Source organism: Clostridium sp. CAG:221 (assembly GCA_000435835.1).
In the GTDB taxonomy this organism is placed as follows: Bacteria; Bacillota; Clostridia; order Clostridiales; family Clostridiaceae; genus Clostridium.
Genome location: FR883421.1, coordinates 20,201 through 34,544, shown reverse-complemented (window position 1 = coordinate 34,544; position 14,344 = coordinate 20,201). Strand labels below are relative to the sequence as shown.

Sequence of the window (14,344 nt, the reverse complement as noted above, 5' to 3'; positions counted from 1 at the left end):
TAAACCACCTACTATTCTTCTACTGCTTCCGATGATAATATAGTAGCTTCTTCTATATATTTATTCATAGTTCCATCTTCCGTAATTCTTGAAATAACTCCATTAACTATTTTAACTAAGTCTTCATTTCCTTTTGCTATAGCTATAGCATTACCACTATCTGTTTCTTCATAAACTGGCTTTCCTACTGCTAACTCAGGATTATTTTTAACAGCCATTTGTGCCACGCCTACTTCCATAACTACTGCATCTACTTTACCTGATTTTAATTCTAAGATTAAATTATTTACATTAGATAATAATTGAAGATTTGCATCTTTAATTAACGTAGATGCTAATTCTGCTTGAGTTGAACCAAGCTGAGCTCCAACTTTTAAACCATCTAAATCCGAGAAATTAGTATATTTATCTGCATCTTCAGCTCTTACTAAAATCCCATGGTTAGCTGTATAGTATATATCTGAAAAATCTACTGCTTTTTTTCTTTTCTCTGTAGGATTCATCCCTGAAATAACCATATCTACTTTTCCAGCTGGTAATGCAGTTATTAAAGCATCAAAATCCATTTCTTTAATTTCTAATTCTACATCAAGTTCATCAGCAATTTCTTTCGCTAAGCTCACATCAAAACCAACTATCTTATCTTGTCCATTTTCAATTATATGAAATTCATATGGTGCATAATCTGCACTTAAACCTACTACAAGCTTACCACTTTCTTTTATTGAGTCTAACACACCAGTGTCTTCTTTTTTCGTCGCACTATTTCCGCATCCTGCAAGGCCTACAGCCATAATTGAAATTAAACCTGTTACAATAACATTTTTAATTATACCTTTTTTCATATTAAATACCCCCATAAACTTATGCATATTTATCTTTTTCACACGCATAATTATACATCAAGTATTAATATTTATGCAATAATTTTTTTTATATTTTCATAATAATTTTCCAATTGTTACTTTTTTATATATTTTTGAATACACTATAATGTATAACATTAACATTTTTATAGGAGTGATATAATGTCCAAACCTAAAGAAATAAATTTATTCCCAGGTTCAAACACCTCAAAAGGGTTTTATTCATTTTATAGGTATATACTTACTCAAGATAATGCCAATCGCATTCTTTGCTTAAAAGGAGGACCTGGCACTGGAAAATCATCACTTATGAAGAAAGTAGGAAAATATTTTTTTGATAAAGGCTACAATATAGAATATCACCATTGTTCATCTGACTCTAATTCATTGGATGGAATAGTTGTTAAAGAATTAAATGTAGCAATACTAGATGGTACATCTCCTCATATTGTGGATCCAATAACTCCTGGTGCAGTAGATGAAATAATTAATTTAGGCGATGCATTAGATATAGACAAATTAACACCGCATAAAAAAGAAATCATTGCTCTCAATAGAGAAATAAGTAAGAATTTCAAAAGAGCTTATAGATTTTTAGGTTCAGCAAAATATATACACGATGATTGGAGTAACATCAATTATGAATCTCTGGATTCAACAAAGATATCTAATCTTATTCAAAACTTAAAGAATAATATTTTTAAACGTGATAAAAGTGGATATGGTGATGAACGACATCTATTTGCAACAGCCATAACTCCTAGTGGAATAACTACTTATACCGAAAACATAGTGGAAGATTATAAAACTAAATATGTCTTAATTGGCGGACCAGGATATGGTAAGACTGAAATATTAAAATATATTGGTTCTCGTGGACAAAAGAAAGGATATTATATTGAATATATGCATGATCCTTTTATTCCTGAAAGAATTGAACACTTACTTATTCCTGAGCTAAATACCTGCATATTAACCAATAATGAAATAAGCAAATGTAACTTTTCACAAATAGATTATAACTTATCTGACTACTCTAAATATGCCATAAGTGGCGATAAATTATCTGAAATAGATTATAATTCAAAGCTATTTTATGATTTGATAGATAAATCTGTAAAACTTATCAACAAGGCTCATTCACTTCATGATGAACTGGAAACTTATTACATCTCAGCAATGGATTTTTCAGTTGTTGATGGTATTTATGACAAAGTAATTAAAAAATTAGAAAAATATTACGTATAACAAATTTTTTGTAATCATTTACATTTCTCTTTAATATATTATTATATAAGAAAATAAATTAAAGTTAATGAAGGGAAGCTTGTTTATGAAAAGCAAATATGCTTATGAAGCAAAAGATAAAAACATAACACCAGCTTCTTGGTTTATGTTTTTAGGAATATGTAATGACTGCCGCTATACAGCAGAAGAGTGTTCACTTTTAAGGAAAATAGAAAACCTTTTTAATTATTTATACTAATAAATTAGTATAAATAATTAATGATGAATTATGAATTAAAGTAGAAACTCCTTAGGGAGTTTCTTAAAATATATATTATATAAAAACTCTGCGAGTTTTATCCTTAATTCATCACTCATCATTCATAATTCATCATTTATTTTAGCTTCTTAAGCTTTCATTTCTAACTATTACATCATAACCTGTATATGCCATTGCTAAAGCAGCTATTAATAATCTATCATGTGCTTTATTTGTTGTAGTAGCCTTTGCCATTTCAACACTATGACCTACCATAGGACAATCTGTTATTCCTATATAGGGATGTATAGTTGGTGCAACATGACTTACATTTCCTATATCACTTGAACCACCTGTAGCTTTAGCTGGATTTATATCTGTAATACCTAATGCTCTTAAGTTCTCATTAAACATCTCTGATAATTTTTCATTAGTCTTTAAATCATCATAAGGTAATTCATATCTTTCCATTTCAAGAGTTGCCCCAGTCATTAAAGCTGCACCTTCTGCAATCTTTTTAACTTTTTCTATAACTTCAGTTACTCTTTCCTTAGTAGAAGCTCTAAAGTAAAAATCAGCAACTGCTTCATCTGGAACTATATTAGCTGCAACTCCACCTTTTGTTATTATTCCATGCATTTTAACATCTGGTGTTACATGTTGACGAAGTGCATCTATTCCATTAAATAATTGAATAACGCTATTTAATGCATTGATTCCTTTCTCTGGACAAGATGCTGCATGAGCTGTTTTACCTTTATATATAAATCTTATTGGATATAAAGCACTGCTTGATCCACTTGCTCTAGTTTCTCCATCTGGATGAACTATCATTGCTGCATCTAATTCATCAAATACACCAGCTTCTGCTAAAATAACTTTTCCCCCATTAGTTTCTTCTGCTGGAGTTCCGTATACTATAATCTTTCCACCAATTTCATCTAAAACTTTACTTAAAGCTACTGCTGCACCTGATGACATAACACCTATCATATTATGTCCACATCCATGTCCTATTTTAGGTAATGCATCATATTCACATAAATATCCTATGGTCATTCCAGGTTTTCCACTATCAAAAGTTGCTTTAAATGCTGTATCCATATCTGCTATTGGACACTCTACTTGAAAATTATGTTCTTTTAAAAATGTAGTTAATGCTTCAACTGCCTTATATTCTTCATTTCCTAATTCTGGATTATTATATATATAATCACTTATTTCAGCTAATCTTTCTTTAATTAATTGACCTTCGTTATATATTCTTGTCTTCATTTCTTCTTTCCTCCCATATTTAAATAAATTATCAAGCCATTTATTTAAGTAAAAGGTAAGAGTGAAAAGATAAAAGTTACTGAATTTATTCCTTAACTCTTCACTCTTCACTCTTAACTCTTAACCTCTTAACTTCTTAACTTCTTACGCCCAGCCCATCATCATAGCACAAGTTATGAATATAATACCTAGTGCAAATAAGATAATTTGTAATGGCATTATCCACTTGAACCATTTTGAATATGGTACTCCAGCCATTCCTAAACATGCCATTAATACTCCTGATGTTGGGAAAATAGCATTTGAGAACCCATCTCCTAATTGGAATATTAATACTGTTGTTTGTCTTGATATTTCAAGTAAATCACCTAACGGTGCTAATATTGGCATAGTTAATGCTGCTTGCCCTGAACCTGAAATAACAAAGAAGTTTATAAACATTTGAACTGGTAACATTACGCATGCAGCTAATAATGATGGTAATTTACCTATAAATGATGATAAACCAAATAATATTGTATCTATGATTTGAGCATTTTCTGCTATTATTACTATAGCTCTTGCAAATCCAACTACCATTGCAGCTCCAATCATATCTTTAGCTCCAGATATAAATGCTTCTGCCATTTCATCAGCCTTTAATCCACCAACTATTCCTGCAAATACTCCTGTTATTAAGAATACTGCTGCTATCTCTGGAATCCAGAATCCTTCTTTTAATACTCCCCATATAATAACTGCTAAACAAACACCAATTGAAGCAATTATTATTTTATGTGCAAGTGTAAATTTAATTTCTTCACTTTGAGTTTCTTTTAATTTTTCACGTTTTTCTTGATCTAATTTATACATTGGGCTAAATTCAGGATTCTTCTTAATTTTTCTTGCATAAAACATTAAGAATATAATTCCTACAGTTGTTGTTATAACCCATGTAATAGTACGGTATGTTATCCCTGAGAATAATGGGATTTCAGCTATAGATTGTGCTATTCCCACTGTAAATGGATTAAGCATAGCTGTTGCAAATCCTACAATACATCCTAAATAACTTATTCCCACTGCTAATATACTATCAAACCCTAAGGCAAGCATTAATGGAACTAATATTGTTATAAATGGTATAGCTTCTTCAGTCATACCAAATGTTGCTCCACCAAGAGAAAATAATGTGAATATAATAGGAATTATTAATAACTCATTTCCCTTAAAAACATTAACAACCTTAGCTATAGCTGAATCTATTGCTTTTGTTCTAGTTATTAAACTAAATGCACCTCCAACTACGAATAAGAATGCTATAATTTCCGCTGACTGTTCAATACCTTTTACTGGTGCTTGCATTACTTGGAACAATCCTTGTGCCTCATTTTCAACATATGTAAATGAATCATTTAAAACTACAGTTCTAGTTTGTCCATTAACTTCAGTAGCTACTCTCTCATATGCACCACCTGGTACTATATATGTTGCTATTGCCATTAAAATTATTATTGAAAAAATAATAACTAATGTATGTGGAACTTTTATTCCATTACTAACTTTTTTCCAGAAGCTTTGTCTTCCGTTATCTGCTACATTTTGCATTAGTTTAAAATCCTCCTATTTCTAATATTTTGACATAATAGCTTGAAGGAGATAATCTATTAAATAATAAAAAAAGCCTTGAGCTTCTCACTCAAGACTATATAATCACTAAAATACCAAATGTTATAATAAAAGTATTATTATCAATAATATAACCGTTAAGTAATAGCTCTTCACAAATGAATTTGTGACAGTGTTATGTATATTTTACATAACCCCAACACTATAGTTTCAAAGCATCAACCATATGTTTCGGCGAAACTTCCTTTCAATTTACATCTTTGTGCTTACCTCCGTAAATCTACTCTTAAATATCGCAACCTCTATCTACTTCATATCTAATTGTCACTTATTAATATACAGTTTTTTTTTTTAAATGTAAAGTATATTTTCTGCATAATTATAAATTTTTCGTGTTTTTATGTTATATTTCGCCAATAAATCTTTTAAATTCACACCGTTTCTATATTATTCTAACAGGTAAAACCATATTAAATATAAGTTATTTTCCCTTATAATTTATAATTTTAAGTTGATGTAAAGCTCTAGTTGCCATAATGTATTTAACTAAATCATCAGTATTATCATCAAAATTTACAACTATAACTCCATCAAACTCAAGACCTTTAGCATAGTATGATGGAACGATAACTTTTCCACCTCTATAAATTATATCTGCTTTATCAAAGGCCATAATTTTAGTGAACTTTTTAAGTTCTGGTGCTATTCTTTGAAGTTCATCTTTATCTTTTGTTATAACAGCTATATTTTCATAGTTTTCATCATCATATTCTTCTAAGGTTTCTAAAATAGTATCAATTAAATCTTCTTTATCATTAATTTCAACTTCTTCCACATCATATTTACCTTTTCTTACAAATGGAACTATAGCATTTTCATCTAATAATTTACTTGCATATTCCATAATTTGTTGTGTTGATCTATAGCTCTTATTTAAATCAAATCTCTTAACAAATTTTCCATAAAGCTCTTCTAATCTTAACATGGCAGGTACTTCATCAATCTTTACAAGTCTTTGGTTAACATCACCTACAACAGTATAGCTTCTACAGCCAGTTAATCCTTGAAGCACTAAGAATTGAAGCATGCTATAATCTTGTGCTTCATCAATAACTATATGTTTGATTTCTGACTTAGATTTCTTTCCATCAAGCTTAATCATTAAGTATAGTATTGCTGGAAGATCTAAGTATGATAACATATCTATGTTCATAAACTTCTTATAAATATCAACTATACTTTCATTATCTATCCAGTTTTCTAGCTCTGCTTTTACATTCATCACTTCTCTTACAACATCTCTTATGTCATTGCGTCTTTGGAATTCTAAATTGTTTTGTTCAATATTCTTTTCCTCATCTGACATTGCTTCAAGCTTAGCTTTAAATGCAGCATTTATTTCTCTTACCTTTTCATCTCTCTTATCTTTTAATTTTGATATAAGAACTCTTTTAACTTTTTGGCTTCTTCTAAATAAAGGCATATATTTATAGTGTTTTTCAAATAAATCTTCTACTTCATTTAATGGTACTACTTCTTCACCAAAGGCATTAAGTGCTTGTAGCTTAAAGTATTCATTTTCAAACTCTATGCATTTTTCATCAAGGAACTTAATGAATTCTTCACTTGATTTATACCTGATTTCTTTTACTACTTCTTCATTTCCTTTTAATACTTCTTCTAAATAAGCTGTAAAATCAAGGACATCTTCAGTTAAACCTATTTCTTTCATGGCAAAACCAGCAAAAGTCTCTTCATCCACATCACTTTCACCTAAAGTAGGAAGTATTTCACTGATGTAATCAACAAATATATCATTTGGTCCTAAGACTAATACCTTATTACCTAATTGTTGTCTGTAGTTATATAAAAGATAAGCTACTCTATGAAGGGCTATGGTAGTTTTTCCTGAACCAGCAACTCCATTTACCACTACAACCTTCATTCTCTCTTCTCTAATGATATCATCTTGTTCTTGTTGAATTGTCATTACTATATCTTTTAGTTTTTCTCCTGAGTTAGAAGAAAGAATCATTTGAAGAATTTCATCTTTAACATCAACTTCTGAATCAAAATATCCTTGTAGAGAACCTTTTTTGATAACAAACTGTCTTCTAGCTAATATGTCAGCTGGTAGTTCTCCATCTGGTGTCTTATATGTGGCTGGCCCTAATGACCCCTTATAAAATAATGAAGCTATTGGAGCTCTCCAATCTATTATTACATTTTCAAAAGTAGCGTCTTTAGTAAGTCCATATCTTCCTACATATATTTCTTCTTGACATTCATCTTCATCACTGAAAATTACCTTCCCAAAGTATGGAGTTTCCTTAAGCTTAGTAAGCTCCATTAGCTTTTTATCAATTTGTTTATAAGATTCTTCCTTAACATATCTCTCATGATCAAAATACTCCATTAAAGCATCTTCATCATCTTTATGTTCCTCTATGAAGTTTTTTCTATAATCTAATATGTAATTAGCTATCTCTTTTCTTTTTTCTATGTAGTTTAAAATTTCCTCATTTAACGTCTGTAAAGTATAATCTAATCTTTCTTCTTCCTTTAGAAATTGATATTTATCCAAAGTAATACCTCCTTACAATAGTAACTTAAGGAGTTAAGATATATTTATCCTAACTCCTTAAATATAAATGCTATTCAATTATCATATCAATTGTACTAGCTACTTCATTTTCTTTATCTTCATGATTTTCATGGTTTTCTTCCTTAGCCTCATGATCATCATTATTTTCTTCTTTTTCTAAATCTAATTTATTTTCTTCTTTTTCCTTTTCTTTAATCTTCTTAAGTTCAGGATACTTGTTGTAAATAAATCTTTCAAAGTCTGTACCAAAAATAGTTTCTTTTTCTAAAAGGTATTCTGATATTTCATCTAGAAGATCTCTATTTTCAGTTAATAATTCAATGGCCTTATTATGACATTGTCTAATTATCTTTAAGATTTCTTCATCAACTAAAGTTGAAGTTTCTTCACTACAGTTTCTTACTGCTCTACCATCTAAATATCTATTTTGAATAGATTCTAAAGCCATCATATCAAATCTTTCAGTCATACCATATACAGTTACCATACTTCTTGCTGATTGAGTAGCTCTTTCAATATCATTTGAAGCTCCTGTAGAAACCATGTTGAAAACAACTTCTTCTGCAGCTCTTCCACCAAGCATTACAGTAATTTGATTTAACATTTCTTCTTTAGAAACAAGATATTTTTCTTCTTCTGGTAGCTGCATTGTATATCCTAAAGCTCCCATGGTTCTTGGTACTATTGTAATCTTATGAACTGGATCAGTACCTTCTAACAATCCTGCTACAAGAGCATGACCAACTTCATGGAATGCAACAATTTTTCTTTCTTGCTTAGAAAGAATTCTATCTTTCTTTTCCTTACCAGCTATAATTACTTCTACAGCTTCTTCTAAGTCCTCTTGAATTACTTCATCTCTACCATGTTTAACAGCTCTTATAGCTGCTTCATTTATCATATTAGCAAGATCTGCCCCTACTGCACCTGGTGTACCTTTAGCAATTGAATCTAAATCAACATCATCTGCTAATTTAACGTCCTTACTATGAACTTTTAAAATAGCTTTTCTACCAATAAGGTCAGGTCTATCAACAATAACTCTTCTATCGAATCTACCTGGTCTAAGTAATGCTTTATCTAATATTTCTGGTCTATTTGTTGCTCCTAGAATTACTATTCCTTTTGTTGCATCAAATCCATCCATTTCAGTTAATAACTGATTTAAAGTTTGTTCTCTTTCATCGTTAGATTGCATTTGGTTATCTCTACTCTTACCTATTGAATCTATTTCATCGATAAAGATAATACATGGTGCATGTTTTTCTGCTTCTTTAAATAAGTCTCTAACTTTAGCAGCACCCATCCCAACAAACATTTCAACAAAGTTTGAACCTGACATTGAGAAGAATGGTACTTTTGCTTCTCCAGCAACAGCTTTAGCTATAAGAGTTTTACCTGTACCTGGAGGCCCAACTAATAATGCACCCTTAGGTAATTTAGCACCTATGCTTGCATATTTTGCTGGATTATTTAAGAAATCTATTATTTCTGTTAAACTTTCTTTTGCTTCATCTTGTCCTGCAACATCATCAAAAGTAACTTTTACATCTGTTTCAACATACATTTTTGCATTGCTTTTTCCCATGTTCATTGGACCAGCACCAAATTTTCCACCCATTTTTCTAAATAGGAACTTAAATAAGAAGAACATTAGTAATATTGGTACTATGTAATAAACCAATAACTCCATAATCATTGATTGTTGCTCTGTTATATTTCCATAATATTCAACACCATTATTTTGTAATGTTTCTACTAAATTAGGATCTAAAACTTCACCTGTATAAAGCATTTTTCCGCTTTCTGAACTTCCTTCTTTAGGTGTTATTACAAGTGAGTCACCTTCAGTTCTAACTTCTGAAATTTCACCATTTTTTACAAGTTGCATAAACTTGTTATATGATATTTCTTGTGTTGTTAGCATATTTTTTGCATAGTTGAAAGAGTATATAAACATAAATGCCACAATTACGTATATAATTAAATATTTTTTATTATTGTTATTATTCTTTTTTTGTGGTCCATTAAGATTATTTTTGTTTTCTTCCATTCAAATCATCTCCTATCTGTCCATCTCTTTATTCAATTAATCCAAAATCACTAAATGGATAAACTTTTATTACTGCTTTTCCTTCTATATCATCTGCATCAACAAAAGGTGTTACAGGCCAATATCTTGAATCTTTAGACCATTTTCTATTATCTCCTAAGAAAAAGTATTTTCCTTCTGGCACGGTATATGTACCATTAAAAGTATCTTCAGCTCCAATATAGTCTTCTTCTAGAACTTCTCCATTAACGGATACTACCCCATTTACTATTTGCACCACATCTCCTGGTAAGCCTATAAGCCTTTTTATCATCTTGATTTCTTCGCCTTCTTGGTCATAACTAAATACAACAATATCGCCTCTATCAAGTTTTTCTGGATTATATACCCTTGTAACAAATAGCCTATCATTAACATTTAATGTTGGAACCATTGATTCTGAAGGTATTTTTACCTTATAAATAACAAATTTATTTATTAAAAAAGCCAATATAACTGCAATTACAATTGGTACAACCCATTCGTAAAAGAATCCCGTCTTTTGGTTTTTAATTTCTTTATTACTTTCCTTCATTCTTCCCACATGCCTTTCATCAAATTATCAATTTCAGTCTTTCTATTGTCAGTCTCTTCTTTATTTACAATATATCTGTTTTTATGAACCTTAACTAATATATCTCCTTCTCTTACTTCATCTTCAACATTTGTCTTATCTATTATTATTATTTCTGCATTACGATTTTGTAATACTAACGATCTGCCTTCTATCCTATCGACTATAAAATGACTTTCCTTCATAACTTAATATTTTTAGCAAAATTTTGCTAGAACTTCCTCCCTCTCACTTTACTTGAAACACAAGTATATCATATTTCTTTTATTTAATCTAATTTTACCATTATATTATACTACAGCAATATGTCAATTTTATTACAATATATAAAACATTCATTAAAAATTTATATATTAAAAGGCAAGAAGAATTTATGATAATTCATCTCACCTTAATTTTTACCACTATTCTATATTTCTAATCCTAGTAAATCTTTATAGTCTTGTCTTTTAGATACTATTTTCTCCTGTCCATTACCAACAAATACCACCGCTGGTCTTACATTTTTATTATAATTACTAAACATTGAGAAACCATATGCACCTGTAGTAAATACAGCTAAAATATCTCCTCTTTCAGGTTTTTGGATATATATATCCTTCATTAATATATCTCCAGATTCACAGCACTTACCTGCTATAGTTACTTTTTCATCTGCTGGCTCATGTAGCTTGTTAACTATTGACATATCATATTTTGCTTCATATAAAGCTGGTCTTATATTATCAGTCATTCCACCATCAACAGAAACATATTTTCTTACATTTTCAATATTCTTTATAGCTCCAATGGTATATAAAGTAGTACCTGCATTTCCTACAATTGATCTACCTGGTTCAATAGTAAGTACTGGCTTAGCTAATCCTAATCTTTCACAAGTTTCATCAACCTTATTTAATATAGCACTACAATACTCTTCTATGCTTCTTGGCTTATCAGCTTCTGTATAATACACTCCAAAGCCACCACCTAAATCTAGCTCTTTAATTTCATGACCTGTTTCTCTTTTGATTTCAGCAATATGATTTAACATAATTTCAGCTGCGTCTTCATATGGCTTTATTTCAAATATTTGTGATCCTATATGACAGTGAAGACCTATTAATCTTAAATTAGCTAAAGATAACGCATGTTTTACCGCTTCCATTATAGTATTACCTACTGGTGCAAATCCAAATTTTGAATCTATTTGTCCCGTTTGAATATACTCATGAGTATGAGCTTCAATTCCTGGAGTAAGTCTTAAATATATATCTTGTATCACTCCATGCTTTGCTGCTATTTCATTAATCATTTCCATTTCTTCTAGATTATCTACAACAAATCTACCAACTCTTTTTTCTACCCCTAACTGAATTTCGTCTAAGGTTTTATTATTTCCATGAAAATATATCTTTTCCATTGGAAAACCTGCTTTATACGCTGTATATAGCTCACCACCAGAAACTACATCCAAGTTAAGACCTTCCTCATGAATAAGCCTACACATTTCTAAAGTTAAAAATGCTTTTCCTGCAAAAGCAACTCTATTATCTTCATTACATTTAAAACTCTTATAATAATTTCTACATGTATCTCTTAATAATTGTTCATCCATAACATATAAAGGTGATTTATATTTTTTCACTAACTCTACGGTACTAACTCCACCTATAAATAGTTCATTTTCTCTTATTTCCATTGTTCCAAATAACTTCATATCCCCAACTCCTAATATACTCTAATAAATTATAAAAAAAACCATCATAGAAATTCTATGATGGTAGTTCACTTTTTAAGATTATACATGATATACGAAATTTTCTTTTAAAATTTATTTCATAATTTCATTTAAACCCTGTAGCGCTCCACTACTGTGACAGTTATGTATATATTTTATACATACCCAGAAATAAGGTTTTGCTTTCCTTATTCCTTCGGCCATCATACCTTTCAGAAAAGATCTATGTCCTGCAAAAACTCCCTTTTCTTACTGATTATAAACAGCACCTCTACCAGGTAATATTTTATTCAATTTAGCTTTCTTTTATTCTTCAATTATTTTTTCATATATATTAGTATATTATAACTTTTTAGTAAATGATAACACTATAACAATATTTTGTAAACAAAATATTGCTAATTATGAATGATGAATTATGAATTATGAATTAATGATGAAATTCTTACAGAATTTCTGAAAATTATATTTTTATAAACTCTGTGAGTTTATTCCTAAATTCATCATTCATCATTCATCATTCATCACTCATCATTATCTAAGTTCGTCATTTAAATAAAAAAGCAGCTTGCTGCTACTTTTTCATTTATCTCTATATCTGTCCATAAGAGCACTCATTATTTCCCCATTGTATGGAGGTGTATAAGTTATAGCATTTGCCCCTGCTTCTATTGTTTCTCTTATTGTTTCTTCTGTTGGACCACCAGTTGCCAATACAGGGAAATCTGGGTATAGGGATTTAATCTTTCTTACAATAGCTGCAGTGTTCTTTCCACCAGAAACATTTAGTATTGTTGCTCCTGATTCAATTCTAGCTTTTATGTCCTCATCTTCAGATACCACTGTAACTATTATAGGTATATCTATAGTTTCTCTAAGGTTTTTAACTATTTCATTACTTGTTGGGGCATTAACTACAACTCCCATTGCCCCTTTAAATTCTGCATCTAATCCAAGATTAACCACTCTCTTACCTTGAGTAATTCCACCTCCGACTCCACAGAATATAGGCACATCTGCAGCCATTACTAACGCTTCTGTTATTAAAGGCTGTGGAGTAAACGGATATACTGCTATTATTGCATCAGCATTAGTATTTCTTATTAAGGCTACATCTGTGGTGAATAAAAATGACTTTAATCTCTTACCAAATATCTTTATTCCAGAACAATCTCTAATACATGATGGCACTTCAATAACATTACTTCTCAATATACCTTTTATTTCCGGTACATTCTTCTTTCTCTTAATTTCCATAAGCATACTCCTATTACAATTTATATATATATTCTTATAAAAAATCTTAGCTATAAAAATATTATTACATTATTATTAAATAAAAATTATATCATAAAGAAAATATATTTCTATAGTATTATTTCAACTTCTTTATTAATTTCAATACTTTCTTCTGTAACTAGGCAATTATAGGCAAATATATCCACTCCAGCGACTTTGGCAGCTCTCAAAGCTTCTCCAAATTTATAATCAGTTTCATCATTTGGCGAAAACTTGTAAACTTTCTCAAGTTGAATCAAAAATAAAACTCCTGCTCCATATCCCCTTCTTTTAGCTTCGATTAATTCCATTAAATGACGTGCTCCTCTTTCTGTTGGTGCATCAGGAAATCTAGCATATCCTTTATCTTCCAAGGTTACACCTTTTATTTCTAAGTAATATTCATCACTTTCATCATTTGATAGCTTAAAATCAAATCTACTTTTTTCAAACATTTTCTCTCTTAAAATATTCTTATACCCCTTTAACTTTTCTATTTTTCCTTTTTGCAGAGCTTCTTCCACAACCTTATTAGGAATATGTGAATCAATACTAACTAAACTATGGCCTTTTTCAACAGCTATTAAATCATAGGGGGTCTTCCTTGCTGGATTATTTTCTTCTCTTAAATATACTGTACATCCAGGTATTAAAAGTTCCTTACATCTTCCTGTATTTGGCACATGAACTTTTATTTCTTTTCCTTCTAGTTTAACATTTGAATAAAATCTGTTGGGTCTATTAATAAATTCTGCTTTTACTATTCTTTTGTCATATATCATTTTCTTATCCTCTTTTCTTACACTTTATATTTTATAATTTATATCTTCACTTTTTTAT

At 29.9% G+C, this 14,344-nt stretch carries 12 protein-coding genes and 2 riboswitches; of the genes, 2 read left to right on the top strand and 10 right to left on the bottom strand.

What is annotated here, in order from left to right; all coding sequences use genetic code 11:
• Positions 1-11 precede the first annotated feature (11 nt).
• Positions 12-845 (bottom strand): transporter substrate-binding domain-containing protein, encoded by an 834-nt coding sequence (locus Q5O44_RS12105; RefSeq protein WP_022168690.1) that lies wholly within the window; start codon positions 843-845, stop codon positions 12-14.
• A gap of 183 nt (positions 846-1,028) precedes the next feature.
• Here Q5O44_RS12105 and Q5O44_RS12100 point away from each other — a divergent pair, with 183 nt between their 5' ends.
• Together Q5O44_RS12100 and Q5O44_RS12095 are read left to right on the top strand one after the other, a co-directional pair.
• Entirely contained in the window at positions 1,029-2,114 is a 1,086-nt protein-coding gene (locus Q5O44_RS12100) for a PRK06851 family protein (RefSeq protein WP_022168689.1), read from the top strand.
• A gap of 85 nt (positions 2,115-2,199) precedes the next feature.
• Positions 2,200-2,352: a hypothetical protein gene (locus tag Q5O44_RS12095; RefSeq protein WP_022168688.1), complete on the top strand. Its 153-nt coding sequence runs from the start codon at positions 2,200-2,202 to the stop codon at positions 2,350-2,352.
• 141 nt (positions 2,353-2,493) lie between these two features.
• Here Q5O44_RS12095 and Q5O44_RS12090 read toward each other — a convergent pair whose 3' ends face one another.
• The 9 genes from Q5O44_RS12090 to sfsA all read right to left on the bottom strand — a co-directional run bounded on the left by Q5O44_RS12090 (position 2,494) and on the right by sfsA (position 14,286).
• Positions 2,494-3,627: a M20 family metallopeptidase gene (locus Q5O44_RS12090; protein ID WP_022168687.1), complete on the bottom strand. Its 1,134-nt coding sequence runs from the start codon at positions 3,625-3,627 to the stop codon at positions 2,494-2,496.
• A gap of 144 nt (positions 3,628-3,771) precedes the next feature.
• Complete coding sequence (locus Q5O44_RS12085; protein ID WP_022168686.1) at positions 3,772-5,214, bottom strand: YfcC family protein; 1,443 nt, start codon at positions 5,212-5,214, stop codon at positions 3,772-3,774.
• Between the two features lie 158 nt (positions 5,215-5,372).
• Positions 5,373-5,548: riboswitch (Lysine riboswitch) on the bottom strand.
• 168 nt (positions 5,549-5,716) lie between these two features.
• Positions 5,717-7,819 carry a UvrD-helicase domain-containing protein gene (locus Q5O44_RS12080; protein ID WP_022168685.1) on the bottom strand — a complete coding sequence of 701 codons (2,103 nt, stop codon included), beginning with the start codon at positions 7,817-7,819 and terminating at the stop codon, positions 5,717-5,719.
• A gap of 70 nt (positions 7,820-7,889) precedes the next feature.
• Positions 7,890-9,893: an ATP-dependent zinc metalloprotease FtsH gene (ftsH, locus tag Q5O44_RS12075; protein ID WP_022168684.1), complete on the bottom strand. Its 2,004-nt coding sequence runs from the start codon at positions 9,891-9,893 to the stop codon at positions 7,890-7,892.
• Positions 9,894-9,921: 28 nt separating this feature from the next.
• Positions 9,922-10,467, bottom strand: coding sequence for a signal peptidase I (gene lepB, locus Q5O44_RS12070; RefSeq protein ID WP_022168683.1), 546 nt, complete (start codon positions 10,465-10,467; stop codon positions 9,922-9,924).
• Positions 10,464-10,691 carry a DUF3006 domain-containing protein gene (locus tag Q5O44_RS12065; RefSeq protein WP_022168682.1) on the bottom strand — a complete coding sequence of 76 codons (228 nt, stop codon included), beginning with the start codon at positions 10,689-10,691 and terminating at the stop codon, positions 10,464-10,466. The genes lepB and Q5O44_RS12065 overlap by 4 nt, the downstream gene beginning before the upstream one ends.
• A gap of 224 nt (positions 10,692-10,915) precedes the next feature.
• Positions 10,916-12,205: a diaminopimelate decarboxylase gene (gene lysA / locus Q5O44_RS12060; protein ID WP_022168681.1), complete on the bottom strand. Its 1,290-nt coding sequence runs from the start codon at positions 12,203-12,205 to the stop codon at positions 10,916-10,918.
• Between the two features lie 133 nt (positions 12,206-12,338).
• Positions 12,339-12,508: riboswitch (Lysine riboswitch) on the bottom strand.
• A gap of 300 nt (positions 12,509-12,808) precedes the next feature.
• Entirely contained in the window at positions 12,809-13,483 is a 675-nt protein-coding gene (locus tag Q5O44_RS12055) for an enzyme with TIM-barrel fold (protein WP_022168680.1), read from the bottom strand.
• A 110-nt stretch (positions 13,484-13,593) separates the two neighbouring features.
• On the bottom strand, positions 13,594-14,286 hold the full coding sequence (gene sfsA / locus Q5O44_RS12050; protein WP_022168679.1) for a DNA/RNA nuclease SfsA: 693 nt from the start codon (positions 14,284-14,286) through the stop codon (positions 13,594-13,596).
• Positions 14,287-14,344 lie beyond the last annotated feature (58 nt).

Coding starts and splice junctions, on each gene's coding strand:
- Q5O44_RS12105 (WP_022168690.1), bottom strand. CDS start 845: ATGAAAAAAGGTATAATTAAAAATGTTATTGTAACAGGTTTAATTTCA.
- Q5O44_RS12100 (WP_022168689.1), top strand. CDS start 1,029: ATGTCCAAACCTAAAGAAATAAATTTATTCCCAGGTTCAAACACCTCA.
- Q5O44_RS12095 (WP_022168688.1), top strand. CDS start 2,200: ATGAAAAGCAAATATGCTTATGAAGCAAAAGATAAAAACATAACACCA.
- Q5O44_RS12090 (WP_022168687.1), bottom strand. CDS start 3,627: ATGAAGACAAGAATATATAACGAAGGTCAATTAATTAAAGAAAGATTA.
- Q5O44_RS12085 (WP_022168686.1), bottom strand. CDS start 5,214: ATGCAAAATGTAGCAGATAACGGAAGACAAAGCTTCTGGAAAAAAGTT.
- ftsH (WP_022168684.1), bottom strand. CDS start 9,893: ATGGAAGAAAACAAAAATAATCTTAATGGACCACAAAAAAAGAATAAT.
- lepB (WP_022168683.1), bottom strand. CDS start 10,467: ATGAAGGAAAGTAATAAAGAAATTAAAAACCAAAAGACGGGATTCTTT.
- Q5O44_RS12065 (WP_022168682.1), bottom strand. CDS start 10,691: ATGAAGGAAAGTCATTTTATAGTCGATAGGATAGAAGGCAGATCGTTA.
- lysA (WP_022168681.1), bottom strand. CDS start 12,205: ATGAAGTTATTTGGAACAATGGAAATAAGAGAAAATGAACTATTTATA.
- Q5O44_RS12055 (WP_022168680.1), bottom strand. CDS start 13,483: ATGGAAATTAAGAGAAAGAAGAATGTACCGGAAATAAAAGGTATATTG.
- sfsA (WP_022168679.1), bottom strand. CDS start 14,286: ATGATATATGACAAAAGAATAGTAAAAGCAGAATTTATTAATAGACCC.